Origin of the sequence: Streptococcus mitis, from assembly GCF_946188685.1 — a bacterium.
Lineage (GTDB): Bacteria > Bacillota > Bacilli > Lactobacillales > Streptococcaceae > Streptococcus > Streptococcus mitis_CC.
In genome coordinates this window covers 116,480-141,590 of sequence record NZ_CAMHWH010000002.1, presented here as the reverse complement: position 1 = coordinate 141,590, position 25,111 = coordinate 116,480, and the positions used below count along the sequence as shown (strand labels likewise).

Sequence of the window (25,111 nt, the reverse complement as noted above, 5' to 3'; positions counted from 1 at the left end):
AATTTGCCTTAAAAAAAACTCAACTCTCTGCATTTTACATGAGATAGCTGAGTTTTCTTTTTATTTTAGGCTTATTTATGCATTTCCGTACTGAAGAACGACTGCTTCCACTGCAGCTTTTTCACGGTTAATCAAGTCAACACGCGCTGCAATCTCCTTGATTCCCATACCGATGTTACGGCTAAGAGCAAGGTCAGAAAGTTGCGGTTCAAAGAATTCCTTGTACTCTGCCAAACGTTGCTGAGTCTTAAATACATGCGCAGGAAGGATAACAAAGCTATCAAAGCTCATATCTCCTCCAAGGGCTGCCTTAATCCAAGCCCAGTTTTCACGAGCCCAAGACCAAGCTGTTTCCTGAGTTACTTGGTGAGCTAGGAATTGGTAATACCAAGCAGACAAGTCTTGTGGTTTAACCACAAATTTGTCCTTCCAAGCAGCAATCAAGTTTTGGATATTGTCCGCATCTGTACTGTACGCAAGAGCTGCTGCCAACTGGCGTTTAAAGACAGCATCTGTTGCGTGAGTATAAGTATCAAGATAAAGTGCTAACAAGTCTTTGGTCTCATGATGTTTCATCTCATTGATAAGGACTTGTGAGCGAATAGCTGCTGGAAGTCCTGCAAGCTGATCCTTGTGAGCTTCGAAGATTTGGCTAGCGACTTGACTAGCTTCTGCATCATTTGAGCGAATCATCATCGAAACAGCCAGCTGACGAACCAACTCATCCTCATCTGATTCTCCGTCTTTAGCTTCAAAACCAAGACGGTCATAGTTGTGACGAGCCAATTTAGCAACCAAGGCTTTGAAGGCTCTTTCAGCTTCTGTTCCTTCATCGATAAAGCGCTCAAGGGCAGAAATTACTTGAGAGACAGCTGAAACGACAAGGTAAGATTCTTCTTTAGCAAGTTTATCAAGGACTGGAAGCAAGTCTGCATAAGAAATGTGCCCTGCTTCAGCAAGCAAGCGACGTTCTTGGACGATTTGCAGTTTGCTTGTATTATCAAGCTCAACTAGGTCAGCAAGAATAGCATCTAGCAAGTCTCCTTGATAGTCTGTAATGTAGTGAGCTGTATTTTCAGTGTTGAGACGAAGAGCTCCATCATTTTCAGCAAGAAGGGCTGCGTAGCCAGGGATTTCGATGCTTTCAGTTTCGAGTGTATCAGGCAAACCTTTCCAGTTGCTGTTTAGTGGCACAACCCAGAGACGGTTCTTATCTTCGTGCTCACCGATGAAGAATTGTTTTTGTGAAATCTTCAAGACATCATTTTCAACTTTAACAGTGAGAACTGGGTAACCAGGCTGTTCCAACCAAGAATCCATGAAGGCTGAAACATCACGGCCAGACGCTTGACCAAGAGCATCCCAAAGGTCACGACCAATTGTATTGCTGTACTGATGTTTTTCAAAGTAGGCATGCAAACCTTTGGCAAAATCGGCATCACCTAGCCAACGACGAAGCATGTGCATGAGGCGACTTCCTTTGGCATAGACGATAGCTCCGTCAAAGAGCGTATTGATTTCATCTGGATGTTTAACTTCGACGTGGACAGACTGAACACCATCAGTCGCATCTCGTTCAAGAGCGTGAGGCACTCCACCTGTTTGGAAATCTTCAAAGATATTCCAGCTTGGCTCAATGGCATCCACACAGACATATTCCATCATGTTAGCAAAGCTTTCATTGAGCCAAAGGTCATCCCACCATTTCATAGTAACGAGATTGCCAAACCATTGGTGAGCCAATTCATGGGCCACAACCAGAGCAACTTGTTGACGACTGGCAAATGTAGAGTTTTCATCTACAATTAAGCAAACTTCACGGTAGGTCACAAGACCCCAGTTTTCCATAGCACCAGCTGAGAAGTCAGGAAGGGCGATATGGAGAGATTGAGGGATTGGATACTTAACTCCATAGTAATCTTCGTAAAACTCGATTGAGCGAACAGCGATGTCCAGTGAGAAATCAAGGTTAGATAATGGGTGGGCTTTGGTTGAGTAGACACCTACAAGGGTACCGTTTTTAGTTTTAGCCGTCACACCTTGCAAATCACCCGCAACAAAGGCTAACAAGTAAGAAGACATGCGAGGTGTTGTCTCAAACTTCCAGATACCTGTTTCCTTACGGTTTTCAACATCGATTTCTGGCATGTTAGACAAGGCCAATTCACCTTCTGCTTGGTCAAAACGTAGAGAGAGGTCAAAAGTTGCTTTGGCTTCTGGCTCATCCACACATGGAAAGGCTTCGCGCGCAAAATGACTCTCGAACTGAGTAGACAAAACTTCCTTCTTGATTCCATCAACTGTGTAATAAGAAGGGTAAATCCCTGTCATGTTGTCTGTAATTTTTCCTGAGAAAGCGATAGCCACTTTAACTTGACCAGCCTCAGCTAATTCAATATGAAGGGCTTCATTTTCATGGTCAACTGTAAATGGACGAGCTTCCCCTGCAACTTCTGCAGAAGCGATTTCCAAGTCTTTTTGGTGGAGGGAGATGCGGTCACTCTGTGCTTGACCAGTGATGGTCACTTTCCCTGAAAACGTCTTGGTCTCACGACTCAAGTCTAAAAATAAATCATAATGTTCAGGAACAAATTGCGTAATAAAATGTTCAACTGCTTGCATAGTTTTCTCCTATCTAAGTTTAAGAGCTAGAGCTCTTCTTCAAACAAACTTATTATATCATGTTTTGCTGGAGAAAAAAGGATTGGACGGCGATTTCCAAAACTTTCTTCCTTCTAATAGTCTACAGTGGGTAGACCTTGCGAAATTCTTCTAAAACAACCTTGCTTTCAGGTGTAAAAGTCAGTCCTACTTCTTTCAGCCACTCGGCGAAACAATTCTCATGAACCTGACGCCAATAGGTAAGTGATTTGTCTCCCTCACCTTCCTTATAGGCATGTTCAGCTGACACTCGATTGAAGGGCTGGACAGAAACCTTTGTAATTTCGACAATACAAACAGCCTGATTTTGACTATCTAAAATGACATCAAAAGTTCCTTCTTGAGGAAGAGACTCGGCTTCTAGTGCATAGAGATCGTAGGTTGATGCTGTTGCAGTCTTTTCGCCTCTTAAAACCAAATCTGCTAAAAGGTCTGGTTCCACTCCAAAAGCCCAAGCATCGATTTCATCTCCTATAGAGGGGTTAATTTTCTTGTATGCATTCCACATTTCCTGCGGTGTCATGGGTTGCTCCTTTGTAATTTTTTACTTTCTTCTTTTATATGTTTAAGATGATATGGATGGTCGATTTCTAAATCAAAAATCTCCGGAATAGAGCTGTAATGGAGAATACATTTGATATCCATCTGATTCATTTTTTGTATGAAAGAAGTATTCAGATAGCCTGCTACAGCAAAATCAATCTTGTTCTTTCTTGCTTTATCCTGCATCTGTCTCAACATATCTAACATAATTGGACTTTCCATATCATGCCATTGACTGTTTCTCACAGTCGCAAAAATAAAAGAAGTCAAATCATTCATTCCAACTACAATCTTTGAAATGCCCGTTTCCAGTATCCTATCCAAGTCAAAATATGCTGACGGTAATTCAATCATCGTGGCAATTTTCCCAGTAAAGCCTTGCTGGCGCAATACTGTAATAGCTTGCTTTAACTGCTCAGCATCATTGACAAAAGGAAAGATAATAGATAGATTGGGATTGTTTTGATAAACTTCTGTAACAACATTTGCCTCAGCCTGAAATTCATCCGGACACGCCAGTAAACGCCTAGTTCCTCTATATCCAAATAAGGGATGATTTTCATCAAAATACTCTTTAGTCCCCTTTAGACAATTAGCTTCTGTATTCGTTAATTCAGAAAAACGATACCAAACTTCTTCATCTGAGTACAGGGAGCAGATAGTCTCTAGATAATCTTTTACAAATTGCTGACAACTTGCTAATATGATGTTTTGATTAAGCTCTCTCAACAAATATTCCCCACGAATCATGCCAACATGATGAAATAGTTGTGGGTAAACTTTTTCATCAAGTTTTTCGCCACTAAGGGCAAGTTGGTTTCTCATTATTCACCTTCCAATTCATGTAAGAAGTCTTGTCCAATTCTGGAAATCCTAATAATTCAGACTTAACCTTCAAGACCAATGGCGATGTATTTTCTTCTGTGATCTCTTGAATATCCATCTAACTACTCCTACTTCAAAGACCAGCCACCATCTATTGTCAAGATTTGTCCTTGCATGGCGATTGCTTTTCCACTTGCTAAGAAAAGGCTAATCTCTGCTATTTCCTCTGGCTCGATCCAGCGCTTGATTGGGGTTTCACTAGCAACCCAGTCAGCCAATCCACCTGGCTCAAAATCTGCAGCAGTCATACCCGTCTTGACTGCTCCTGGAGCGATACCAAATACCTGAATCCCAGCTTCTGCATAGTCTAGAGCTAGCTGCTTGGTGAAGCCAGCCAAGGCGTGCTTCGAAGAAGTATAGGCGTGACCACCGCCACCTGCTAGGCTAGAAGCAATGGAGCACATATTGATAATGATTCCTTTTTTATTCTCCAGCATTTGTGTCAAATAATGCCGAGTCAACTCAACAGGAGTCACATAGTTGATTTCAAAAATCTCTTGAATTTCCTGCGCTGATTGTTCCAACAGTGGTTTGTAAGCATCCAAAACTCCAGCAGTATTGCACAAAACATCAACCTGAGGACACCAATCAAAAATTGGCTCCAGGTCTAAGGTCAAATCTCTCTGTAAAAAATGGAAATCACCCTGTAAGAGTGGATTTTCACCTTGGTCCACTCCATAAACTTGATAGCCCTTCTCTAAAAAAAGGCGAGCCTGAGCCAATCCGATACCTGAACTCACTCCTGTAATGAGTACACATTTAGTCATGCACTTCTACCCAATCTATCGCCAAAACATCACAAGGAGTTGGGCTCCACATAGAAAAACCTTCTCCTTTGCCTGATACGTTAATCAAAAAATAAGGAGTAACCTCTAGAGCCACACCATTTTGCTCGATAGTGTCAAAAAGTTGGACATAGTTTTCCGCACCTCCCCAACCAGTACGTACATATTTTTTCTTAGCCTTTAACCCAGGCAGAATTTCTTCAAATGTCATGTTTTTCTCCTTTAATTCTAAATTCTTCATTTAATTATAACAAAAAACCGTTGTGCAACGGCTTTTTGACTGTGATTTATTTACATCTGCTTCTACTTACGGTAAATTATTCCCTGCAGCAAGATAAATTTCATACCATTCTTTTCTTGTTAAGCTAAAGTTTCCCGCTTGGCTAACTTCTCTCAAGTGCTTAGGATTTGTTGTACCTACGACTGCCTGCATTTTTGCTGGATAACGCAATATCCAAGAAATGGCAATAGTTGAAGAGGTTACTCCATATTTAATAGCTAAACGATCAAGTACTTGATTTAAAGCTTGAAATTTCTCATTTCCAACAAAATTCCCTTTAAAATACCCAAATTGTAAGACAGACCATGCTTGAATGACCACATCGTGTAATTTGCAATATTCAAAAATGCTACCATCTCGCATAGCTGCTTGACTATCTTCCATATTAACATGAAAACCTGATTCGAATCCTGGAGTAAAAGCCGCACTCAATTGTAGCTGATTAACAGTTAGAGGCTGCTTGACATCTTTTTTAAGTAACTCCATCATCATAGGATTTTGATTAGAAACTCCAAAATTTCGAACCTTACCTTGTTTATAAAGGAGATCAAAGGCTTCTGCTACTTGGTCAGATTCCATCAAAGCATCTGGTCGATGAAGAAGCAAGCTATCTAGATGATCAATCTTCAATCTTTGCAAAATTCCGTCAACTGATTTTATAATATAGTCCTTAGAAAAATCAAAATAGGTAAATTCTTCAATGCGAATGCCACATTTGGACTGAATCCACATCTTTTCTCTTAAATCTGGACGATTTTTTAGGACAAGACCTAACAGTTCTTCACAACGACCACGACCATAAATATCAGCCAAGTCAAAAGCATTGATTCCAACAGACAGTGCTGTTTCTACAAGCTCTTCAACTTCTTTTACAGACTTATCTTCTATTCTCATCATTCCGAGAACAATTTCTGATAATTCTTTGTCATCTTGACCAAGAGTTATGTATCTCATCAAATTTGTCTCCTTTAATTTCTAACATTCTTCCCTTCATTATAACAAAAAACCGCTTTGCAACGGCTTTTTGACTATATTTCACTCCATTTTATCTTCTTAAACCCACGGAACAAGAGAAAAATACCAATAAAAAGAACAGCTAAAGGAATGAATTTTGTAAGGAAAACATTTGAAATTCCCATCCACTTATAGTAACGAAGCAGAGAACCTACCACAAGATGGGCAACAATCATACTGACAAAGGGACGAAAGACCGCTTCTTTCCAATTCCAAATACTGATGACTAGAGAAAGCGTAAAAACAAGGAAACTATCCCAGGGAGCAGGAAGATAAAAGGCTCCTTCTTGTATGAAACTTCCCATTCCTACATATCCTAGAACGACTAGCAGAACAAGAATTCCAACGACAATATAAGTGCCAATTTTCATCTTAGGAGAATCTTGGACTAGCCCCCAACGTAAGATTGTGGCCACAAGTCCAAATCCAATCAGAAAAAGAAGAAGTTGCCCTAAAAATGTGAGCAAATTGACTGTTAAGAGAGAACCTTTAGAAAAATCACTTAGTAGTTGATAATAACGTAATACCGCTAGGACAAGAATTGGCGTCAAAAGGGACTCCTTGATAGAACTGCGTGGCGCTTCCTTGAGTATCTCTTTCATTATTGTTTTAGGATTCTTACCTAGATAATCCTCAGCACTCATCCCGTCTCGTTCTGCTTCTGAAAAATCTAGCATCATCAAATAGATCTGCTCTCTGAGATAGTCCTCATCATAGAGAAATCCAGCAAGGTTAAAACTATCCCACAGTTCCTCAAAATACTGCTGATTGTCCTCAGAAAACTCATGCAACAAAGCGCTTGTTTCTTCATAATACTTCATTTTCTTCATGGTTTACCCCCATTCTTAATTCCTTCTACTTTTTGACTCAAATCGTCCCATTGTTGCCAAAAAACCGAGACACGCTCTTCTCCTTCTTTAGTTAATGAAAAATACTTCCGATCTGGACCATCTGGCGACGGACGCATGTCGCCTCTTATCCATTGATTTTTTTCTAACTTTTGCAACAAAGGATAAATAGTTCCTGGAACGATAGTATCAAATCCAGCCTCTCGTAGAGTCTGAACCAACTCATAACCATATCGCTCTTTTTGACCAATCATATCCAAGACACAACCTTCAAGAACACCTTTTAATAGTTGAGTTTCCTTCATCCCTTCCCCCTTCTATCTATTTTGTAATACCTACTAGTAGCTTCATCTATAATATACCACTTCCACACTAGTTTGTAAAACATAATAGTTAATACTCTTCGAAAATCTCTTCAAACCACGTCAGCGTCGCCTTGCCGTATGTATGGTTACTGACTTGGTCAGTTTCATCTACAACCTCAAAATCATGTTTTGATCTGACTTCGTCAGTTCTATCTACAACCTTAAAGCAGTGTCTTGAGCAACTTGCGGCTAGTTTCCTAGTTTGCTCTTTGATTTTCATTGAGTGTAAATAAAAAACAGAACTAGCATGAACTAGTCCTGTCTATTGTTACCCAATCACACTTCCATTCGGTACAGCTGGATCAACTGTGAGAAGGGTTAATTTTCCATCATGTTCAGCTGATAGGATCATACCTTGGCTGACATATTTCTTCATCATTTTACGTGGTTTGAGATTGGCAACGATTTGGACTTTCTTGCCGACCAATTCTTGTTCGTTTGGATAGTATTTTGCAATTCCTGAGAGGATTTGACGATCTTGACCATCACCAGCATCCAAGCGGAATTGAAGCAACTTATCTGAACCTTCTACTTTAGACACTTCTTTGACTTCTGCGACACGGATTTCGACCTTGTCAAAATCTTCAAACTTGATTTCTTCCTTGTTTAGTTTGAGTTCAACTTCGTCTGGGTTCCACTCTTTTTCGACTGCTGGTTTGTTGCCTTCCATTTGTTCCTTGATATAGGCGATTTCTTCTTCCATATCCAGACGTGGGAAGATTGGTGTTCCTTTGGCAACTACAGTCACATCTTCTGGGAAGTCAACCAAGTTCAAGTTTTCAAGGCTCGCTACTTCTTCTAAGCCAAGTTGATTCAAGACTGCACGACTGGTTTCCATCATAAATGGCTCAATCAAGTGAGCAACGACACGAAGGCTAGCTGCCAAGTGACTCATGACACTTGCCAATTGATCGCGAAGTGCTTCATCCTTAGCCAAGACCCATGGTGCGGTCTCATCGATGTATTTATTAGTACGTGAAATAAGAGTCCATACTGCTTCTAGGGCACGTGGGTAGTCAACTGCTTCCATGTAGGTGTGGTAGTCAGCGATTGATTGTTCTGCAACGTCAGCAAGAGCATGGTCAAACTCTGTTACACCCTCTACATAGGCAGGGACTTGCCCGCCAAAGTACTTATTAATCATAGAAACCGTACGGTTGAGGAGGTTTCCAAGGTCATTGGCCAATTCGTAGTTGATACGGCCTACATAGTCTTCAGGAGTGAAGGTTCCGTCTGAACCAACTGGAAGGCTACGCATGAGATAGTAACGAAGTGGATCTAGTCCATAACGCTCTACCAACATTTCAGGGTAAACGACATTCCCTTTAGATTTAGACATTTTGCCGTCTTTCATGACGAACCAACCGTGAGCAATCAAACGATCTGGCAATTTGATATCCAACATCATAAGAAGGATTGGCCAGTAGATTGAGTGGAAACGAAGGATGTCTTTTCCTACCATGTGGAAGACTGTGCCATTCCAGAATTTGTCAAAGTTACCATGTTCATCTTGACCGTATCCAAGCGCTGTCGCATAGTTAAGAAGGGCATCAATCCAAACGTATACAACGTGTTTAGGATTTGATGGTACCGGCACACCCCATGTAAAGGTTGTACGAGAAACCGCCAAATCCTCTAAACCTGGCTCAATAAAGTTGCGAAGCATTTCATTCAGACGACCATCTGGAGTGATAAATTCAGGATGAGCTTTGAAAAATTCCACCAGACGATCTTGGTATTTGCTGAGGCGAAGGAAGTATGATTCTTCAGAAACCCATTCCACTTCGTGACCTGATGGAGCAATACCGCCAGTTACATTTCCAGCTTCATCACGGAATACTTCTGCGAGCTGGCTTTCTGTAAAGAATTCCTCATCTGAAACTGAATACCAACCAGAGTATTCACCCAAATAGATGTCATCTTGAGCCAGCAAGCGTTCAAAGACTTGTGCGACAACTTTTTCATGGTAGTCATCAGTTGTACGGATAAATTTATCGTATGAGATATCTAGTAATTGCCAGAGTTCTTTGACTCCAACTGCCATGCCATCAACATATGCTTGAGGTGTGATACCAGCTTCTTCTGCTTTTTGCTGGATTTTCTGACCATGTTCATCAAGACCTGTCAGATAAAAGACATCGTAGCCCATCAGGCGTTTGTAACGAGCTAGGACATCACAGGCGATGGTGGTATAGGCAGAACCGATGTGAAGTTTCCCAGATGGATAGTAAATCGGCGTTGTAATATAAAAATTCTTTTCAGACATAATTTTTCCTTTCCAGGCAAATGAAACCTGTTTTTCTAACACTTCATTATATCACATTTTTAATGATTTTCGATAGGGAAATCCATACAAAAACAAGATAGACAAGTGTCCATCTTGTTTAACTTATTCATAACGAAGGGCTTCAATTGGATCAAGTTTCGAAGCCTTGTTGGCTGGCAAAACTCCAAAAATCATACCCACGCTAGCCGAAACTGCAAGACTAAATAGGGCAACTGGGATTGATACTCCCACTTCTATACCCGCAATCAAACCTTGCAAGAGTATGCCAGCTATAGCGGTTAAGCCTGTCGCAATGGTTAAACCAATGACTCCACCAAGCAAGGTCAATATCATGGATTCAATCAAAAACTGGATTAAAATATTAGCACGTGTTGCACCCAAAGCCTTACGGAGACCAATCTCACGCGTACGCTCCGTCACCGAAACCAGCATGATGTTCATAACACCAGTCCCTCCAACAAAAAGGGAAATTCCTGCAATGGCACTAATAATCGTAGTTATAAAGCCGAACAATTGTTGAACTTCTGCAAATGCAGCTGACTCATCTGCTACTTGATATTCTCCCTGTTGCAAGCCAGCAAGCTCTGTCATTTTTCGTGCTAATTCTGGACCCAGAGTTTGAGTCAAGCTTGTATCATTCACTCGAAAGACAATATTAGCTATTTCATCTACATTAAAATTCGCAGCAAGGGAGATATTTGTGGTAATGGGTAAGCCGCCAAGACCATATATTTTTGAATTTTTAGATTCTTGGCTAGTATAAACACCAATGACTCGATAACTAAAACCATTGACTTCTACAACCTTGTTAATAGCCTCTTGAGGAGAGCCAAATAGACTAATGGATAATTCTTCATCAAGCAAAATAACACTTGCAAATTCTTTGAAATCTTGCTCTCTCAGACTACGACCTGCAAGAATTTCATTGTTAACAGCCTCCATATAAGTTCTGTTACCACCTGTCAAATTGGCATTTTCAACCTTTTTATCTTTATAAGTCAAGATGGCGTTCGTTGAGTTGGTTACATAGTAATTATCCACTCCCTTGAGTTTGGCTGCCTCCTTGACCCAAGATTCTTGCGGTTTTGGTGGTTCAACATGAACTTCCTCTTCTTTTCCAGAAATCGTAAAAGCTGATTGTTTCTGAGTAAAAGACCCATCTTTACTTTTTTTAGAAGAGAAAAAGACACTGATATTCTTCTGAGATCTGGTCATGTTTTTATTGAGCTGTCGAGACATAGAATCTCCCAGAGCCATAATCACAACAACGGATGAAACACCGATGATAATCCCAATCATGGTAAGCAAAGAACGCATCTTATGAGCCATGATAGATGAAAAGGCAAATTTCAGATTCTGCATCTTAGTTTTCCTCCTTTTCTAACTGAGCACTATCAGACGAAATAACTCCATCTCGAATGACAATCTGACGTTTGGCATAAGCAGCTATTTCAGGCTCATGCGTTACCATGATAATGGTTTTTCCTTCTTTGTTCAAATCAACCAATAGTTGCATAATTTGGTTCCCTGTTTTGGTATCCAAGGCTCCTGTCGGTTCATCGGCTAGGATAATAGAAGGATTGTTTACCAAGGCACGCGCAATAGCTACACGTTGCTTTTGACCACCAGATAATTCTGAAGGCAAATGGTGACTACGTTCTGTCAATTCAACCTTATCTAAATATTCCTCAGCTAACTTGCGACGTTTTGAAGATGAAACTCCTGCGTAAATCAAGGGCAATTCTACATTTTGTAGAGCATTGAGTTTAGATAGAAGAAAGAACTGTTGAAAGACAAATCCGATTTGTTGGTTGCGGACCTTGGCTAGTTGTTTTTCACCTAGTCCAGCTACTTCTTGGCCTTCAAGATAATATTCGCCACTGCTTGGTGTATCCAACATGCCAATGGTATTCATGAGAGTAGACTTACCAGAACCAGATGGTCCCATGATGGCAACAAACTCACCCTCATTCACTTCTAGGTTGATGTTTTTGAGAACCTGCAGTTCTTGGTCGCCATTACGGTAGCTTCTGCAGATATTTTTTAGACTAATTAGTTGCTTCATCAGCCTTCACCTCTTTTCCTTCCTCTAGAGAAGACGTTGGGTTACTGATGACCTTGACTCCATTTGTCAGACCTGAAGTGATTTCTTGGTTGTCTGCATCAGCATTGCCCAAACCAACTTCCACTTTCTTGGCCTTTTTCTGCTCGTCAAGCACCCAGACATAGTTCTTATCATTTTCAGTCACAACACTTGTTAGAGGAACCAAAATGGCTTTACTCTTATTCTTGACCTCAACACTTACTGAGAATCCTTGTTTCAAATCACCAATTTCACTTGTCACATCAATGGTATATGGATATTTAGAACCAGAATTACCAGCTGCTGCGGCAGGAGCTGCACTTGCTGCTTCGCCATTGTTTTTAGGATAGTCGGAGATATAGCTAATCTTACCAGTCCAGCTCTTATCTCGATAAACTTTAGAAGTGAAGGTTACTTCTTGTCCTACAGATAGGTTGGCAAGGTTGTATTCAGATAATTCCCCCTTAACTTGTAAGTTTTCATTACTTACAATATGAACCATCACCTGGCTAGCCCCTGTTGGAGATTTAGAAACATTGCGATTGACTTCGACCACAGTTCCCTCTAGGGTACTGAGAACAGTCGTTGCATCCAACTGACTTTGAGCCTTGCTTAATTGCGCTGCTGCATCTGCACGGGCATCACGAGCATCACCTAGTTGTGCATCAATAGATGAAACTGAATTTCCTGCTACTGGAGCTGGAGTTTGCGCTGCTGCACCTTCTCCTCCTGCTGGCGCTGGCAACTGTGGAGTCGGAGCTGAAGCAGCTTCATTGCGTGCTTGGTTGAGTTCGTTGATATGACGGTCTGCCTTTGCAACTGCTCGACTCGCTGAATCATAGGCCGCCTGTGCTTCTGAACTACTGTACTTAACTAAAGCCTGTCCTTCACTAACCTTATCACCCACAGAAACAAGGATTTCATCTAAATCTCCTTTGCTAGCATCAAAATAAACATATTGTTCATTTTTTGCTGTTACTGTCCCTGATAACAAAACAGAGGAGGCCACGCTTCCTTCCTTGGCAACAACCAGATGAGTAGCCTCATCTTTTACAGCAGTATGAGAAGGTTGTCTAAAGAGTAAAATCCCTCCAGCACCCAATACAACTACACTGGCAGCACCGATTGCTGCATACAATTGCCACTTTTTAGCTTTACCATTCTTTTTCATAGTGAAACTCCTTTTTGATTTAAAGTCCTTAAGAATATTATACAAAAATTACCAAATATAAACAATAACAGTTTAGAACGAAATAATGACATTTCAGGACTAAATTATTGTTCGGAATTCATTTCACAATCATTGTACTAGTTATATGATACACTTTATTTTTCTTTTTCGCAAGCCTTTTTCTTAATTTTTTTGAACGTAGCAGATTTTTGCAATCACATCAAAAAAAAGATAGAATATGACTATCAAAAAATGATACTCTACTATTTAAAAGAGTACAAAGGAGTTTTCAATGAGAGAATATGATATCATTGCTATTGGTGGAGGTAGCGGTGGAATTGCTACCATGAACCGTGCTGGTGAACATGGAGCCAAAGCGGCAGTTATTGAGGAAAAGAAATTAGGTGGAACCTGTGTCAACGTCGGTTGTGTTCCTAAAAAAATCATGTGGTACGGGGCACAAATCGCTGAGACTTTCCATCAATTTGGAGAAGACTACGGTTTTAAAACTACTGATCTTAACTTTGACTTTGCAACCCTCCGTCGCAATCGTGAAGCCTACATCGATCGCGCTCGTTCTTCTTATGATGGCAGTTTTAAACGCAACGGCGTAGACCTGATTGAAGGCCATGCTGAATTTGTAGATTCTCATACTGTCAGCGTAAATGGTGAACTCATTCGTGCTAAACACATCGTGATTGCTACTGGTGCCCATCCAAGTATTCCAAATATTCCTGGTGCAGAACTAGGTGGTTCTTCTGATGATGTATTTGCCTGGGAAGAACTTCCAGAGTCAGTTGCTATTCTAGGCGCTGGTTATATCGCTGTTGAACTAGCTGGCGTACTCCACACTTTTGGTGTCAAGACAGACCTCTTTGTTCGCCGTGATCGTCCTTTACGTGGTTTTGATTCTTATATCGTTGAAGGTTTGGTCAAAGAAATGGAAAGAACAAACTTGCCACTGCATACTCACAAAGTCCCTGTTAAGTTAGAAAAAACTGCTGAAGGCATTACCATTCATTTCGAAGATGGTACTAGTCACACAGCTAGCCAAGTTATCTGGGCTACTGGTCGCCGTCCAAACGTTAAGGGATTGCAACTTGAAAAAGCTGGAGTAACTCTGAACGAACGTGGCTTTATCCAAGTGGATGAATACCAAAATACTGTTGTTGAGGGAATCTATGCTTTAGGTGATGTAACGGGTGAGAAAGAACTGACTCCAGTTGCTATCAAGGCTGGACGTACCCTATCTGAACGTCTCTTTAACGGAAAAACAAGTGCAAAAATGGATTACTCAACTATTCCAACCGTTGTCTTTTCACACCCTGCTATCGGAACTGTTGGGTTAACAGAAGAGCAAGCTATTAAAGAATACGGTCAAGACCAAATCAAGGTTTACAAATCAAGCTTTACTTCTATGTACTCTGCTTGCACTTGCAACCGCCAAGAAACACGTTTCAAATTGATCACAGCTGGTTCAGAAGAAAAAGTTGTCGGACTTCATGGAATTGGATACGGTGTTGATGAAATGATTCAAGGTTTTGCCGTTGCTATTAAGATGGGAGCAACCAAGGCAGACTTTGATGCAACTGTGGCGATTCACCCAACTGCATCTGAAGAATTTGTAACCATGCGTTAATCGACACAAAAGAAGCTGATACAAAGATATCTGCTTCTTTTTTGATGATTTACGAAATGATGAAAATAACTTACCCAGTCAGGAAAATCGGCCGTTACAGTTTTTGTTACCTTTGTTACAAAAATAGGTTGACAATAATTACTCTACGAGTATAATAGTTACTATACATAAGAAAAGAGGTTAACTATTTTGAAAAAAGCTCACGTTTATGCCATCCCTGCTATTGGGGCTGCTCTCATTGCTGTTTTAGCACAAATCAGTCTTCCAATTGGACCTGTCCCCTTCACTCTGCAAAACTTTGCAATCGGCTTGATTGCTACTGTCTTTAGACCGAGAGAGGCTATACTTTCTGTTGGACTCTATCTTCTTCTAGGTGCTATCGGTCTTCCTGTCTTTGCAGGAGGTGGAGCTGGTTTTCAGGCTTTAGTTGGCCCCACTGCAGGCTATCTTTGGTTTTATCTCGTTTACTCTGGACTGACTTCCTCTCTAACCAACAGCAAGAGTGGTGTTGTTAAGATTTTTCTTGCAAACCTCTTGGGTGATGCCCTTGTCTTTGTCGGCGGGATTCTCAGCTTACATTTTCTTGCTGGAATGGCATTTGAAAAAGCTCTTGTTGTGGGGGTCATTCCCTTCATCATTCCAGACCTTGCTAAACTTCTGGCTATTAGTTTTATTAGCCGTCCATTACTTCAACGCCTTAAAAATCAGGCTTACTTTGCTAACTAAAAAAGGATATCGAGTTGTCATGACTCAATATCCTTTTCTTTCATTTTGTAAACTTAGTTTCCTTTAAAGGCATCCACCATCGTTTGAAATTCTTCATTGGAGAGAGTAATCCCTTTGCCCATTTTAGTATGATCTGGGCTCCAAGCACGAATATCAAACTTTGCAGGAGCACCATTAAAGCTCACACGGTTGATTTCCTTGGTCCAACCTTTTTCGTTTTCAGAGAGAGTCAACAAGTGCTCTTCGATTTCAAATGTAAATTCTGCCATTTTCTTCTCCTTTTTTAGCTTTCATTTGATTATTCGTAAAATCTTGTAGATTTTAGGAAAATTTTATATAATATTGATATAAAAGAAGGGAGGCCAATATGAGACATAAATTCCAGCAAGTTCTAGATAAAATACATGACTTTTTAAATGGACATGACCAACCTGACCAGACTGAAAGCAACTCCCTTACAGCCACTATTGAAGAGGCTATCCAGAAACAAACAGCTGTTCACCTTATCTTGTCTGAGACAAGTTTTACAGGTGACATCATCAAATACGATCAACAGCGCCAGCAAATTATCGTGAAAAATTTTGCTAAAAATGTAAGTCGTATTATCCGCATAAGCGATATTCAACGCCTGCGATTTGTCCCTTCAACTGTCCAAACAGCCCAAAAAAATAGATTTAAGAAAGAGTGAGATGTTGTTGCTTCATCCCACTCTTTTTTCTTAGCGAACTTGTTCAAAATGTAAATGAACTGCGATATGATCTCCATAACCACTTCTTTCCAAGTCACGTTGTAGACGATAGGAAATATAGTGTTCTGCGATGGTAATGTAACCTGCTCCCAGTAAACGATGTTCAACCAAAGACTGAATCATGCTGATGGTAGCACGTTCCACCTTGGCTTCTTCCAAATCCAAAACCACTTTCTTAGTGACTTGTGCAAGGTTTTGACGCAAATCATCTGTCAATACATAGACAGTCTGGGCTGCCTTTAAGATAGCTTGGTAAATCTTATCTGGATTAAATTCAGCAATTTCTCCATCACGTTTGATTACTTGCATAGGTATCTCCTTTATTCTTTGTTTTCTTTGATTTCTGCCAGCATTTTTTCTTCTTCTACTGTCAGTTGATAATGTTCAAGCAAATCCGGTCTGCGTTCATAGGTTTTCTTTAAACTCTCATACAATCGCCACTGACGAATCTTCTCATGGTGTCCACTCATCAGTACATCTGGCACAACCATGCCTCGATAATCATAGGGACGTGTGTACTGAGGATACTCGAGAAGCCCAGAAGAAAAACTATCATCTTGGTGGCTAGACTCCTTGCCAATCACTTCTGGAATCAGGCGTACCGTAGCATCAATCATGGTCATAGCCGCTAACTCTCCACCAGTCAAGACATAGTCGCCCAGGGAGATCTCATCTGTCACCAAGGTCTTAATGCGCTCATCATAACCCTCGTAGTGCCCACAGATAAAGATTAGCTCTTCCTCTTGAGACAAATCCTCGGCATAAGCTTGATCAAACTGCTTTCCAGCAGGATCGAGGAGAATGACGCGCGGATTTTTCTTTTCAATAGCATCAAAGGCATCGAAAATGGGTTGGGCTCGGAGCAACATCCCCTGACCGCCTCCGTAGGGCTCATCGTCGACATGGCGGGCCTTTTCAGCATTTTCTCGAAAATTATGATACTGGATATCCAAGAGCCCCTTTTCTCGAGCCTTTCCAACGATTGAGTGCTCTAGCGGAGAAAACATCTCTGGAAAAAGGGTTAAAATATCAATCTTCATCGTCTAACCCTTCTAAGATTTCCACATCGACGCGGTTATTTGGAATATCAACATTGAGAATCACTGGTGGGATATAAGGCAAGAGCAAATCGCGCTTGCCTTTTCGCTTGACCACCCAGACATCGTTAGCACCTGGTTGCAGGATTTCTTTGATGGTTCCAATCAAGTTATCACCCTCATAGACTTCCAAACCGATAATCTCGTGATAATAAAATTCACCATCGTCTAGGTCATTTAAATCTTCCTCAGCAACCTTGAGACTGTATCCCTTGTACTTTTCAATAGCATTGATATGGTACATATCTTTGAATTTAATAATGTCAAAGTTCTTCTGTTTACGGTGGCTAGCGATGGTCACTGTTTGAACAAACTGATCTTTTTCATCAAACAAGGCCAGCTCAGTACCTTTTTTAAACCGTTCTTCTGCAAAATCCGTCACAGACAAGACTCGCATCTCACCCTGCAATCCTTGCGTATTGACGATTTTCCCAACATTAAAGTAGTTCATCTTGTCTCCTGTAGTCTCCTTCTTTCCATCTTATTCTGACAATTCTCGAATAATAGTCGCAATTTTTTCTGATTCTGACCATTGTAAATAATGGTTATTCCCTCCTAAAATGAGTTTAGTATTGGAAGTCCAATATTCTGATTCTCTGTACTCTTTTTCTCTATAAGCCTGACAAAAAATAAACACAGGAATATAAGATTCTATAGATACATTCTCAAAATCTTCCTCAGTAATCTCTCCAGATATCTGAAATCCTGGATCTTGATTTTCCAACTCTGAACCTTTTTCTTGCATTATTTTCCATATTTCTTTATTAATTTCAGGGCTAAATGTTGCTTGAGTTAAGTTCTTAAAATAAAGTTCAGGACCATACTCGTCAATCAGTCTCATCTGCTCTTCCATTTCTGGATAAGGATTTTCTGAAAAATCAGCAAACATGACTTTTTTAGTTGTCGGTTCCATTGCTACTAAAGCCTGACACTTAATTGGTTTATTGAGCAATTTACAAGCTAAAATTCCACTCAAACTATGTACACAAAGTATATATTCAGAAATCCCTAATTCTTCAAGTACTTCATAAACCGCATCTGCAAGATTATCTAGATTTTTTCCAGCTTGGTCATGAATCGGACTCCTACCTGTGTTCGGAAAATCAATTGTCAAATAACCAATTGTAGGAGGAAGTTTTTCAAGTATAAGTGAAAAATTTTCATAACTTGGTAGCAAACCTGCGCCACTTAAACAAACTAGCACTTTCTTTTGCTTTTGATAAGTAACTGAGAGACTACCAATTTCTGTAGATACTTCAATCCTCTTCATAAAGAAATACACTCATTCTATATAATGAATTATTAAAAATCCTTATCCTTTATTTTAACACGTTCCAAAGATTTTCTCAAGTTAGATAAATCTCATCTTACAGAGCTACTACTTCTTCAAAAAATTCACCAACTATCTGATTAAACTCTTCAGGATGATCATTCATCGGTTGGTGTTTACTATCTGAAATCGTTATTTGACGCGCATTGGGATTTAAGGAAATGATACCATCGTAGATCATTTTTAGGTGTTTGGGAAAATCATTTTCGCCTCTTACTAATAGCATAGGAGGGTTTCCTTTATATCCTTCTATCTCATGAACTGCCAAGAAACCTGTGATTCCAAGGTTCAAGAAAACATCTCGCCCAGTTTCTATGATTGCCGTCTTGACTAATTCTCTTGTGATAGGATTATCTGTACACATTTTTGAGTTCTTATCTGCAATCAACTTCCAAGGAATCGTTTTGTACATAAGGGAACTATATTTTATGCGATTTCTCTCTTTATCTGATAGGTAACGATGCTGTCCCCAACTATCTACCATGACTAAGGCTAGAACTCGATCTGGATGACGATAAGTGTACTCTTGAAGTGGATTCCCTCCCCAAGAATGTCCGACCAATATCACCTTATCCAACTGGAAATAGGACAAAATAGCATCTACATCTTGAACAGCGCCTTCCAAGTCGGGTAGGCCAACTTTCATAGGTGATTCACCCTGTCCTCTAACATTGACAAAGTAGAGGTCAAATCCTTCAAAGGCATCATACTGGTGAGCCCACATCTGACTACGGCCACAAGCTCCATGATAAAAAATAATGTGGCCTTTACTTGCGTTTCCAGGACGATGATAAACAACCAAATCACAATCTAAGCCTGGTATAATGTGACGTACCAAAGTCTCGGGTTTTCTGTTATAAAAAGCAATAGCTTCAGCTATATCATTTTGCTTCATTTCTAAACTCTCTCTTCTTTATCCTAGTATTATTCTTTTTATCTATTTTATCATGCTATATTAAAATCATCGTTTTCTAAACTTAGTCCATTAAAAATTTTGAATTTTCTGTATCATTTAGATTAAGAAAAAGACTGCTTAGCAATCTTTACTTTTTTCTCATCAGATTCATGCCTAAAATTCCAGCAATAATCAATGTTGCTCCGATCACATGGTAGCTATAAATTGGTTCGTGGAGGATAAGAGCTCCGGCTAGAATAGTCAAAACTGTTCCAAGATTACCAAAGACACTAACGGTCGATGCTCCAAGTTGAACAATAGCATAGATAGAGAGACTACCAGTAACGATAGAGGCTAGAATTCCCAAATAGAGAATTGAAAGCAGATAAGATACCTGTCCAAGTGGCGCAAAGTAAGCTAATATGTTGCCATCTAGATAGTGCGAGGTCAGACTCAGCGTATTAAAGGTGACGAAGCCAACAAATATCACAACAGCTGTCATATCTATGGCCTGATAGCGACCTCCTTTGGACTTGCTGAGGATATTGCTTATTGCATTGGCGAGAACAGATCCCAACATCAAGAGAAAGCCAAAGCTAGCAGTCTCAGTACCGAAGTTAGCTCCTTTGCTAAGGAAGATGAAAACTACTCCTGCTACGGATAAAAATAAAAAGAACTTTTGAAGCAAGCTTGTCTTTTCCTTGAGAAAGGCCGATGCTAAAAGGAGAGTAAAAATCGGGACAAGAGCCTGTAAAATTCCAGCTTCAGAAGACGATATATACTGTAAAGCAAAGGATTGAAAAATAAAAAAGAGAAGAGGATAGAAAAGACTCATAGGCAGAATAGAAAGAATATCTTTTCTACTTAAACTCACTTTAATAAGTTTGGTTTGATAAAGAACAACCATTACTAAAGCTGCGATTGTATAGCGATGCGCTAAGTTTGTGAGAGGACTGGCATAGCCTAAAGCAATCTTAGTAAATAAAAAAGAAAATCCAATGATTGCTGAAAAGGATAAAGCTGCTAGGTAAGCTTTTGTTTTCTCGTTCATAGACTGTTACTCCCTTTAAAAATAGCTATTCTAAAGATTAATTGACTAGAATTCTTTGAGACTGTCTTTCCATTGTAGCATAGTAAAATGCTAGATGCTATTTCTAGGATTTATATTTTATGCCTACTATCACTCTTTCAAGCTGATAAATGCTTTCTCGTTGCCTATAAAGGAGGCAGCTATGCTGACCTGCTTTTCTCGTTCTTATCTCACAAGTTCTAGCTTGTCTACCTCTTGGAAATTCCTTACTTTTATAGCATAATCTACCATTTTCCTTGCTTTCTCTTTCTTATATTTACTAATACCTTCTTTATTAGTAAAAATCATTTATTATTGTCTTAGAGGTCCCCCTTCAAAAATCCTTCCAAATCACGTTCATGTTGGTACTTAATGGCTGCAGTTTTGTCTTTCTCAAAGATAGTCTTGATAAGGTCAATATCATTAATAGCTGCGATAGCAACTGTATAGTGAATGATATCAGCCAGTTCTTTTGCTAGTTCCTCGTTCGAATCTTGAACTCCCTCTTTTCGACCAGAGCGCCCATTCAAAACTTCAGCTACTTCTCCGACTTCCTCCACTAACTTCATAAAGAGACCTTCCTCAGTCCGAGACTGCTGGTAATGTTCCAGTAGGTAGTCTTGTAATTGTCTAAACGTTAAATCCTTCATATCCTGCTACTTGCAAAAAAAGCGAGACATTCGTCCCGCCCTTCTTATTTTTCGTCAATAACGATTCTTACTTTTTTGTCTTCAGTTGGGACAGAGTAGACAATCGTTCTTATCGCAGAAATAGTGCGACCCTTACGACCGATTACACGACCCACATCGCTTTGATCAAGATCCAAATGATATTCCAAAAACTCTGGTGTATCTTCAATCTTGATAGTTAAGGCATCTGGTTGTGAAATCAAGGGTTTCACAATCGCAATAATGAGATTTTCAATCGTATCCATCTGTCAACCTACTTTAAACTTATTTTGAGAATTTAGAATCGTGGAATTTCTTCAATACACCTTCTTTTGAAAGGATGTTGCGAACTGTATCTGAAGGTTGAGCTCCATCAGCCAACCATGCAAGAACGCGGTCTTCTTTCAAAGTTACTTGGTTTTCAGCAACAAGTGGGTTGTAAGTTCCAACTGTTTCGATGAAACGTCCGTCACGTGGTGAACGTGAATCTGCTACGTTGATACGGTAGAAAGGTTTTTTCTTAGAACCCATACGAGTCAAACGGATTTTAACTGCCATTTTTAAAGTCTCTTTTCTTATTTTTTATTTCGGTGAAATAGCTGAGCTATTTAGCACATGTTCTATTATAGCAGATTTCTGGCAGGTGTCAAGAAAAAAACTTGACAGACTATAAAATTTTTACACCATTTATAAATTGGTTAGACTAATAAAGATAAATTAGAAAGAGAAACTTTATGAATACTACAATAGAGAACATTTACAAAGACCATCAAGTCAAAACCTTTATCTCTCCTGAACGTGATGTGGATGCTTGGCTCCTAAATCCCAAGCCCGTTCCTAAACGAAATATGGTACTACTTAAAGACAATCTCCTGGCAGGAGATATCATTCTACTATGGAGAATCCACTTTGGAACTTTTACCACCGAAACATGATTTTAAAAATTTCCATTCGAATATGATTCAAAATTCTCTTAAAATCAACGTTTTCTCGTTTTTTTAGAAAACAAATTTTCATCTAATTTGAATAACTTTCAATTAAATGGTGTGAATTTCACCCTAAAAACACACGAATTGAGCTAAATTTTACTAAAAAGTTCATACAATTATATATTCATGAAATTGCGACATATTCATCATTTATCAATCCCCAATAAATAAGTTTTCCCACTGAGTGATAGATGCTGGTAGGATCAACTTATACTTCTCATAGAAATCTAACAAATCGTTGTCCCCTATCCTAACTACATTTTCAATCTTATCTAAATTTATCACTCTCGGAGCATATAAATATACTATATAGCCTTCATCTAAGTATTGTTTAAATTCTAAGGCGTCAAGTTCCTTTGCTTTCTTTCCTTTCACTTGAACTACTGCTTTTCTCGGGTTATCAATTTCTCTTGAAATCATTTCACATTCAATTTTTATAGTAGTTGATTTCTTTGCAATTGAATTAGAAAGGACATAGTAGTTTTCCTTAATTTGAAGATATGAGATGACAAGTTCTTCTAAATCAAATTCAGGTAGATTATCGAGGAGACCTCCACTATAGGTTGTTACCTCAAAATAATTCTTTTTCGAAAATTTATTAAATATCAATTTTGAATATTCAATTATGCTTTTATCCCGTATCCTCTCAACTGTACCACCAAGAGGTCTATTAAACGATGACTTTATCTGTCCAGGGACTTGCATTCCCACGTTAAATGCATCAACTTGGATAACTGATCCAATATCCAAATGAGTATCACAAACTACTTTGGCTTGAGATTTCGCTTTACATATCCAATAATTTCCACTTAAATCTCGTGTCCAGAATAAATCATCTATCTGAGCATCCTTAAAAACATTTATTGCTGGATTCGCTCTGCCTCTTTCTTTTTTTATTCGTCCATAGTATTCATTAAAGTCTTCTTCCCGAATATCGCTACTTAAGCGACTCCAACCAAGTGCAAGATACTGTTCAGAATTATTTAAACAGAAGCCAATTAACTCTTTCCTAATGTTATCGTCTCTTTTTAAATGTATTCTAGTCACATAATCCATTCAAATTAGCCTCTCTTACTTTTTTCTTTCAAGATTATTTCGACTCCCGCTTGATGTAAAATATCATATCTAACACGACTTACTTCTGATTCATCGATTAAATTAAGAAGATGATCAATTTCTTTTCTTCCTTCTTCACTTAACTTTGGCTTTATATCAACTAAGTTTTTTTGTAGTCTTAAAAACAATTGAATAGCTACTTCGTAATCTTTTTTCTCTTGTAATTCTTGCTGCTTGGCTAAAAATTCTTTTTCTTTCTCTTCGTTTTTCTTCCTATTTTGTTCAGCCATTTCACAAAGTATTTCATAATCCACTGTTTGAGTCTCAAAATCTTTTTTTACCAACTCCAACATTTGAGGCGTAATACGAATACGATTATAAGCTTCTTTTACTAAGGAAGTGATTTTATCCCAATAAGGTATTTCTGAGTCTTCTCGGAACATTAATATTTCCCGATCCGTTATCACAATTTTCTTTTCTTCATCAATGAAATAGCCTTTTTCTTTGTAATTATTTAACTCAAAAATATACTTCTCTAATCTCCATTGTTTGACAATTTTTTTGGCATTGTCAGATAAATCAGCGTTGACCACATATCCATATAACCAATCAGGAAGATTAATATCACCTATAGTCCATCTTTGTTTCTCATCTGAGTATATTTTATTTCTTAATTCTCTGTCGGGAAATTTAACTTTATTAAAAACGTACTTAATAATCTCGTCACCCTCTTGAATGTATTCGTTCCAATACTTGCTATACTTAGCGTAGGGGCTAAATGGACGAGTTCTATATATAACTCTACTCATTTCATCTTCTCCTTTAGTTGGTGAAATTCACAGTATTCTTTTATAACAGATAAAACTTTCTCCCAGTCTTTCTCAAACATCTAGTCAATGTAATTTTCTTCCATTTTCTTAATAAGAATCTTCATGTCATCAATTAACGACTGTGGAGACAATACCCTTAAGGATTCCGCTTGACCCAATAGCCACCTCTTCAGCCCTGGTGTATCCTGACTCACAAATTCAATAATATTACCATTTGATGTTTTTTCAATAATTTTTGCTGTTGGGAATTGATCAACAACAATTGCTGAATCATTGACAAATAGGACTCTGATCTTTAACTCTTTTCCTATGAATGGATCTACACGTTTATTACGAATGTCTCCATCACGAAATTTTCTTCCATATGAGAGAGAAGGTTTTTTCTTTTCTTTAGATTCTACCCAACTAAGAATTCTATCTAGTTTCAAGGTCATATAAGAATCAAAAACTAAATTATAAGCTACTATGTAAAAGTAATGAGTATCATAATAAAGCGATACCGGGAAAATGGTATGATGCTTTTTAGTATTATAGGGAGATTGATATTCAATATCTAGTAGCAATTCCTTACGAATCATTTCAGACCATTCCCAAACCTTATCAATACGATTTTGTGTATCTGACAATGGTGCATAATTTAGCAACTCACTTGCAATAATACTGGAAACTTCATTTTGCTCATCTTTTGAAATAAGTGCTAATAAACTATCAAGTAATGACTTGTTTTCTTCCTTATTCAAAGATCGATTTTCTAGTAAAATCTTTGAAATTACAAGAATATCCTTTTTATTAAACAAAGATTTTCCTTTTAAGTATCTTGTATGGTGCTTTGCATCATAAGCAAGCTCTGCTGCAACCATTGGTTGTGTATCTAAGAAACCAGACAAGAGAGAAAAATCTCGTTGTATAGTTTTTTCACTAACACCAAATTCATCAGCAAGCTGAGCCTTAGATAAATGCGCGCCAGACTGTAAGCGTAAAAATATAGTTAATAAGCGTTCTTGGTCGTTCATATAATTCTAATCCTTTACTAATATTATAGCATTCCCAATGGTTCAGATTCAATCAATTTCTTAGTTCAAATCTTTTACTGATAGTACTCTTTTTCAAGCACCGATTTCTTCTTTTAGAGCCTACTATAG

The 25,111-nt window shown here is 38.9% G+C and carries 28 protein-coding genes and 2 pseudogenes; 4 read left to right on the top strand and 26 right to left on the bottom strand.

All coding sequences use genetic code 11. The annotated features are described in order from the left end of the window. Positions 1-75: 75 nt before the first annotated feature. From N8N51_RS02470 to N8N51_RS02410, 13 genes and pseudogenes are all read right to left on the bottom strand, one after another. Positions 76-2,622, bottom strand: coding sequence for a M1 family metallopeptidase (locus N8N51_RS02470; RefSeq protein ID WP_261051375.1), 2,547 nt, complete (start codon positions 2,620-2,622; stop codon positions 76-78). A gap of 121 nt (positions 2,623-2,743) precedes the next feature. Then, entirely contained in the window at positions 2,744-3,184 is a 441-nt protein-coding gene (locus N8N51_RS02465; RefSeq protein WP_261103504.1) for an ASCH domain-containing protein, read from the bottom strand. Continuing rightward, positions 3,144-4,029: pseudogene (locus N8N51_RS02460) on the bottom strand (putative PEP-binding protein). Before N8N51_RS02460 ends, N8N51_RS02465 begins: the two are co-directional and overlap by 41 nt. Next, positions 4,007-4,147, bottom strand: a pseudogene (locus N8N51_RS02455) (hypothetical protein); the annotation flags it as partial. The pseudogenes N8N51_RS02455 and N8N51_RS02460, both read right to left, overlap by 23 nt. A 10-nt stretch (positions 4,148-4,157) precedes the next feature. Next, positions 4,158-4,856 carry a 3-oxoacyl-ACP reductase gene (locus N8N51_RS02450; RefSeq protein WP_261103503.1) on the bottom strand — a complete coding sequence of 233 codons (699 nt, stop codon included), beginning with the start codon at positions 4,854-4,856 and terminating at the stop codon, positions 4,158-4,160. Then, positions 4,849-5,085, bottom strand: coding sequence for a DUF2829 domain-containing protein (locus N8N51_RS02445; protein WP_314725836.1), 237 nt, complete (start codon positions 5,083-5,085; stop codon positions 4,849-4,851). The genes N8N51_RS02450 and N8N51_RS02445 overlap by 8 nt, the downstream gene beginning before the upstream one ends. A 96-nt stretch (positions 5,086-5,181) precedes the next feature. Then, positions 5,182-6,108, bottom strand: coding sequence for an aldo/keto reductase (locus N8N51_RS02440; RefSeq protein WP_261103500.1), 927 nt, complete (start codon positions 6,106-6,108; stop codon positions 5,182-5,184). A gap of 74 nt (positions 6,109-6,182) precedes the next feature. Then, positions 6,183-6,998 carry a hypothetical protein gene (locus tag N8N51_RS02435; protein WP_261103499.1) on the bottom strand — a complete coding sequence of 272 codons (816 nt, stop codon included), beginning with the start codon at positions 6,996-6,998 and terminating at the stop codon, positions 6,183-6,185. Further along, positions 6,995-7,321, bottom strand: a complete 327-nt coding sequence (locus N8N51_RS02430; RefSeq protein WP_000665423.1) for a PadR family transcriptional regulator — start codon at positions 7,319-7,321, stop codon at positions 6,995-6,997. The genes N8N51_RS02435 and N8N51_RS02430 overlap by 4 nt, the downstream gene beginning before the upstream one ends. Positions 7,322-7,649: 328 nt before the next feature. Beyond that, on the bottom strand, positions 7,650-9,647 hold the full coding sequence (gene metG, locus N8N51_RS02425) for a methionine--tRNA ligase (protein ID WP_203180574.1): 1,998 nt from the start codon (positions 9,645-9,647) through the stop codon (positions 7,650-7,652). A 123-nt stretch (positions 9,648-9,770) separates the two neighbouring features. Then, the gene (locus tag N8N51_RS02420) at positions 9,771-11,030 is read right to left on the bottom strand and encodes an ABC transporter permease (protein ID WP_261103497.1); all 1,260 of its coding nucleotides are present in this window, start codon (positions 11,028-11,030) and stop codon (positions 9,771-9,773) included. A gap of 1 nt (position 11,031) precedes the next feature. Further along, positions 11,032-11,733, bottom strand: a complete 702-nt coding sequence (locus tag N8N51_RS02415; protein WP_000811470.1) for an ABC transporter ATP-binding protein — start codon at positions 11,731-11,733, stop codon at positions 11,032-11,034. Next, entirely contained in the window at positions 11,717-12,922 is a 1,206-nt protein-coding gene (locus tag N8N51_RS02410; RefSeq protein WP_261103496.1) for an efflux RND transporter periplasmic adaptor subunit, read from the bottom strand. The genes N8N51_RS02415 and N8N51_RS02410 overlap by 17 nt, the downstream gene beginning before the upstream one ends. A gap of 292 nt (positions 12,923-13,214) precedes the next feature. On the opposite strand from N8N51_RS02410, the gene gor reads away from it, so the two are divergent. Next, a complete protein-coding gene (gor, locus tag N8N51_RS02405; protein ID WP_261103494.1) occupies positions 13,215-14,561 on the top strand; it encodes a glutathione-disulfide reductase in 1,347 nt (448 codons plus the stop codon). A 189-nt stretch (positions 14,562-14,750) separates the two neighbouring features. Further along, positions 14,751-15,287, top strand: coding sequence for a biotin transporter BioY (locus tag N8N51_RS02400; protein WP_261103493.1), 537 nt, complete (start codon positions 14,751-14,753; stop codon positions 15,285-15,287). A gap of 53 nt (positions 15,288-15,340) precedes the next feature. Here the strand turns inward: N8N51_RS02400 and N8N51_RS02395 are convergent, their stop codons facing one another. After that, a complete protein-coding gene (locus N8N51_RS02395) occupies positions 15,341-15,556 on the bottom strand; it encodes a YdbC family protein (RefSeq protein WP_000807422.1) in 216 nt (71 codons plus the stop codon). A gap of 98 nt (positions 15,557-15,654) precedes the next feature. Between N8N51_RS02395 and N8N51_RS02390 the strand changes: the two genes are divergently transcribed. Continuing rightward, positions 15,655-15,975 carry a hypothetical protein gene (locus N8N51_RS02390; protein ID WP_045606140.1) on the top strand — a complete coding sequence of 107 codons (321 nt, stop codon included), beginning with the start codon at positions 15,655-15,657 and terminating at the stop codon, positions 15,973-15,975. Positions 15,976-16,005: 30 nt separating this feature from the next. Here N8N51_RS02390 and N8N51_RS02385 read toward each other — a convergent pair whose 3' ends face one another. From N8N51_RS02385 to rpsP, 9 genes are all read right to left on the bottom strand, one after another. After that, positions 16,006-16,344, bottom strand: coding sequence for an ATP cone domain-containing protein (locus tag N8N51_RS02385; RefSeq protein ID WP_001196039.1), 339 nt, complete (start codon positions 16,342-16,344; stop codon positions 16,006-16,008). A gap of 11 nt (positions 16,345-16,355) precedes the next feature. Continuing rightward, on the bottom strand, positions 16,356-17,075 hold the full coding sequence (trmD, locus tag N8N51_RS02380; protein ID WP_173251647.1) for a tRNA (guanosine(37)-N1)-methyltransferase TrmD: 720 nt from the start codon (positions 17,073-17,075) through the stop codon (positions 16,356-16,358). Beyond that, on the bottom strand, positions 17,065-17,583 hold the full coding sequence (gene rimM, locus N8N51_RS02375) for a ribosome maturation factor RimM (protein ID WP_001105912.1): 519 nt from the start codon (positions 17,581-17,583) through the stop codon (positions 17,065-17,067). Before rimM ends, trmD begins: the two co-directional genes overlap by 11 nt. Before the next feature lie 30 nt (positions 17,584-17,613). Then, positions 17,614-18,402: an alpha/beta fold hydrolase gene (locus N8N51_RS02370; RefSeq protein WP_261103491.1), complete on the bottom strand. Its 789-nt coding sequence runs from the start codon at positions 18,400-18,402 to the stop codon at positions 17,614-17,616. Between the two features lie 97 nt (positions 18,403-18,499). Beyond that, positions 18,500-19,357, bottom strand: coding sequence for an alpha/beta fold hydrolase (locus N8N51_RS02365; RefSeq protein WP_261103490.1), 858 nt, complete (start codon positions 19,355-19,357; stop codon positions 18,500-18,502). A 148-nt stretch (positions 19,358-19,505) separates the two neighbouring features. After that, entirely contained in the window at positions 19,506-20,408 is a 903-nt protein-coding gene (locus N8N51_RS02360) for a DMT family transporter (RefSeq protein WP_001003374.1), read from the bottom strand. A gap of 338 nt (positions 20,409-20,746) precedes the next feature. After that, entirely contained in the window at positions 20,747-21,076 is a 330-nt protein-coding gene (locus N8N51_RS02355; RefSeq protein ID WP_004234201.1) for a MazG nucleotide pyrophosphohydrolase domain-containing protein, read from the bottom strand. A 44-nt stretch (positions 21,077-21,120) separates the two neighbouring features. Beyond that, complete coding sequence (kphA, locus tag N8N51_RS02350) at positions 21,121-21,360, bottom strand: RNA-binding protein KphA (RefSeq protein WP_000379617.1); 240 nt, start codon at positions 21,358-21,360, stop codon at positions 21,121-21,123. A gap of 19 nt (positions 21,361-21,379) precedes the next feature. Next, complete coding sequence (gene rpsP / locus N8N51_RS02345) at positions 21,380-21,652, bottom strand: 30S ribosomal protein S16 (protein ID WP_000268760.1); 273 nt, start codon at positions 21,650-21,652, stop codon at positions 21,380-21,382. Between the two features lie 176 nt (positions 21,653-21,828). Here rpsP and N8N51_RS02340 point away from each other — a divergent pair, with 176 nt between their 5' ends. Next, complete coding sequence (locus N8N51_RS02340) at positions 21,829-22,029, top strand: hypothetical protein (protein ID WP_001098347.1); 201 nt, start codon at positions 21,829-21,831, stop codon at positions 22,027-22,029. Positions 22,030-22,236: 207 nt separating this feature from the next. Here the strand turns inward: N8N51_RS02340 and N8N51_RS02335 are convergent, their stop codons facing one another. The 3 genes from N8N51_RS02335 to N8N51_RS02325 form a co-directional block, all read right to left on the bottom strand. Further along, positions 22,237-23,139 (bottom strand): hypothetical protein, encoded by a 903-nt coding sequence (locus N8N51_RS02335; protein WP_000386831.1) that lies wholly within the window; start codon positions 23,137-23,139, stop codon positions 22,237-22,239. Between the two features lie 5 nt (positions 23,140-23,144). Further along, positions 23,145-23,948 (bottom strand): hypothetical protein, encoded by an 804-nt coding sequence (locus N8N51_RS02330; RefSeq protein ID WP_000091993.1) that lies wholly within the window; start codon positions 23,946-23,948, stop codon positions 23,145-23,147. Positions 23,949-24,028: 80 nt separating this feature from the next. Beyond that, positions 24,029-24,982, bottom strand: a complete 954-nt coding sequence (locus N8N51_RS02325; protein WP_000999613.1) for a helix-turn-helix transcriptional regulator — start codon at positions 24,980-24,982, stop codon at positions 24,029-24,031. Between the last annotated feature and the right edge of the window lie 129 nt (positions 24,983-25,111).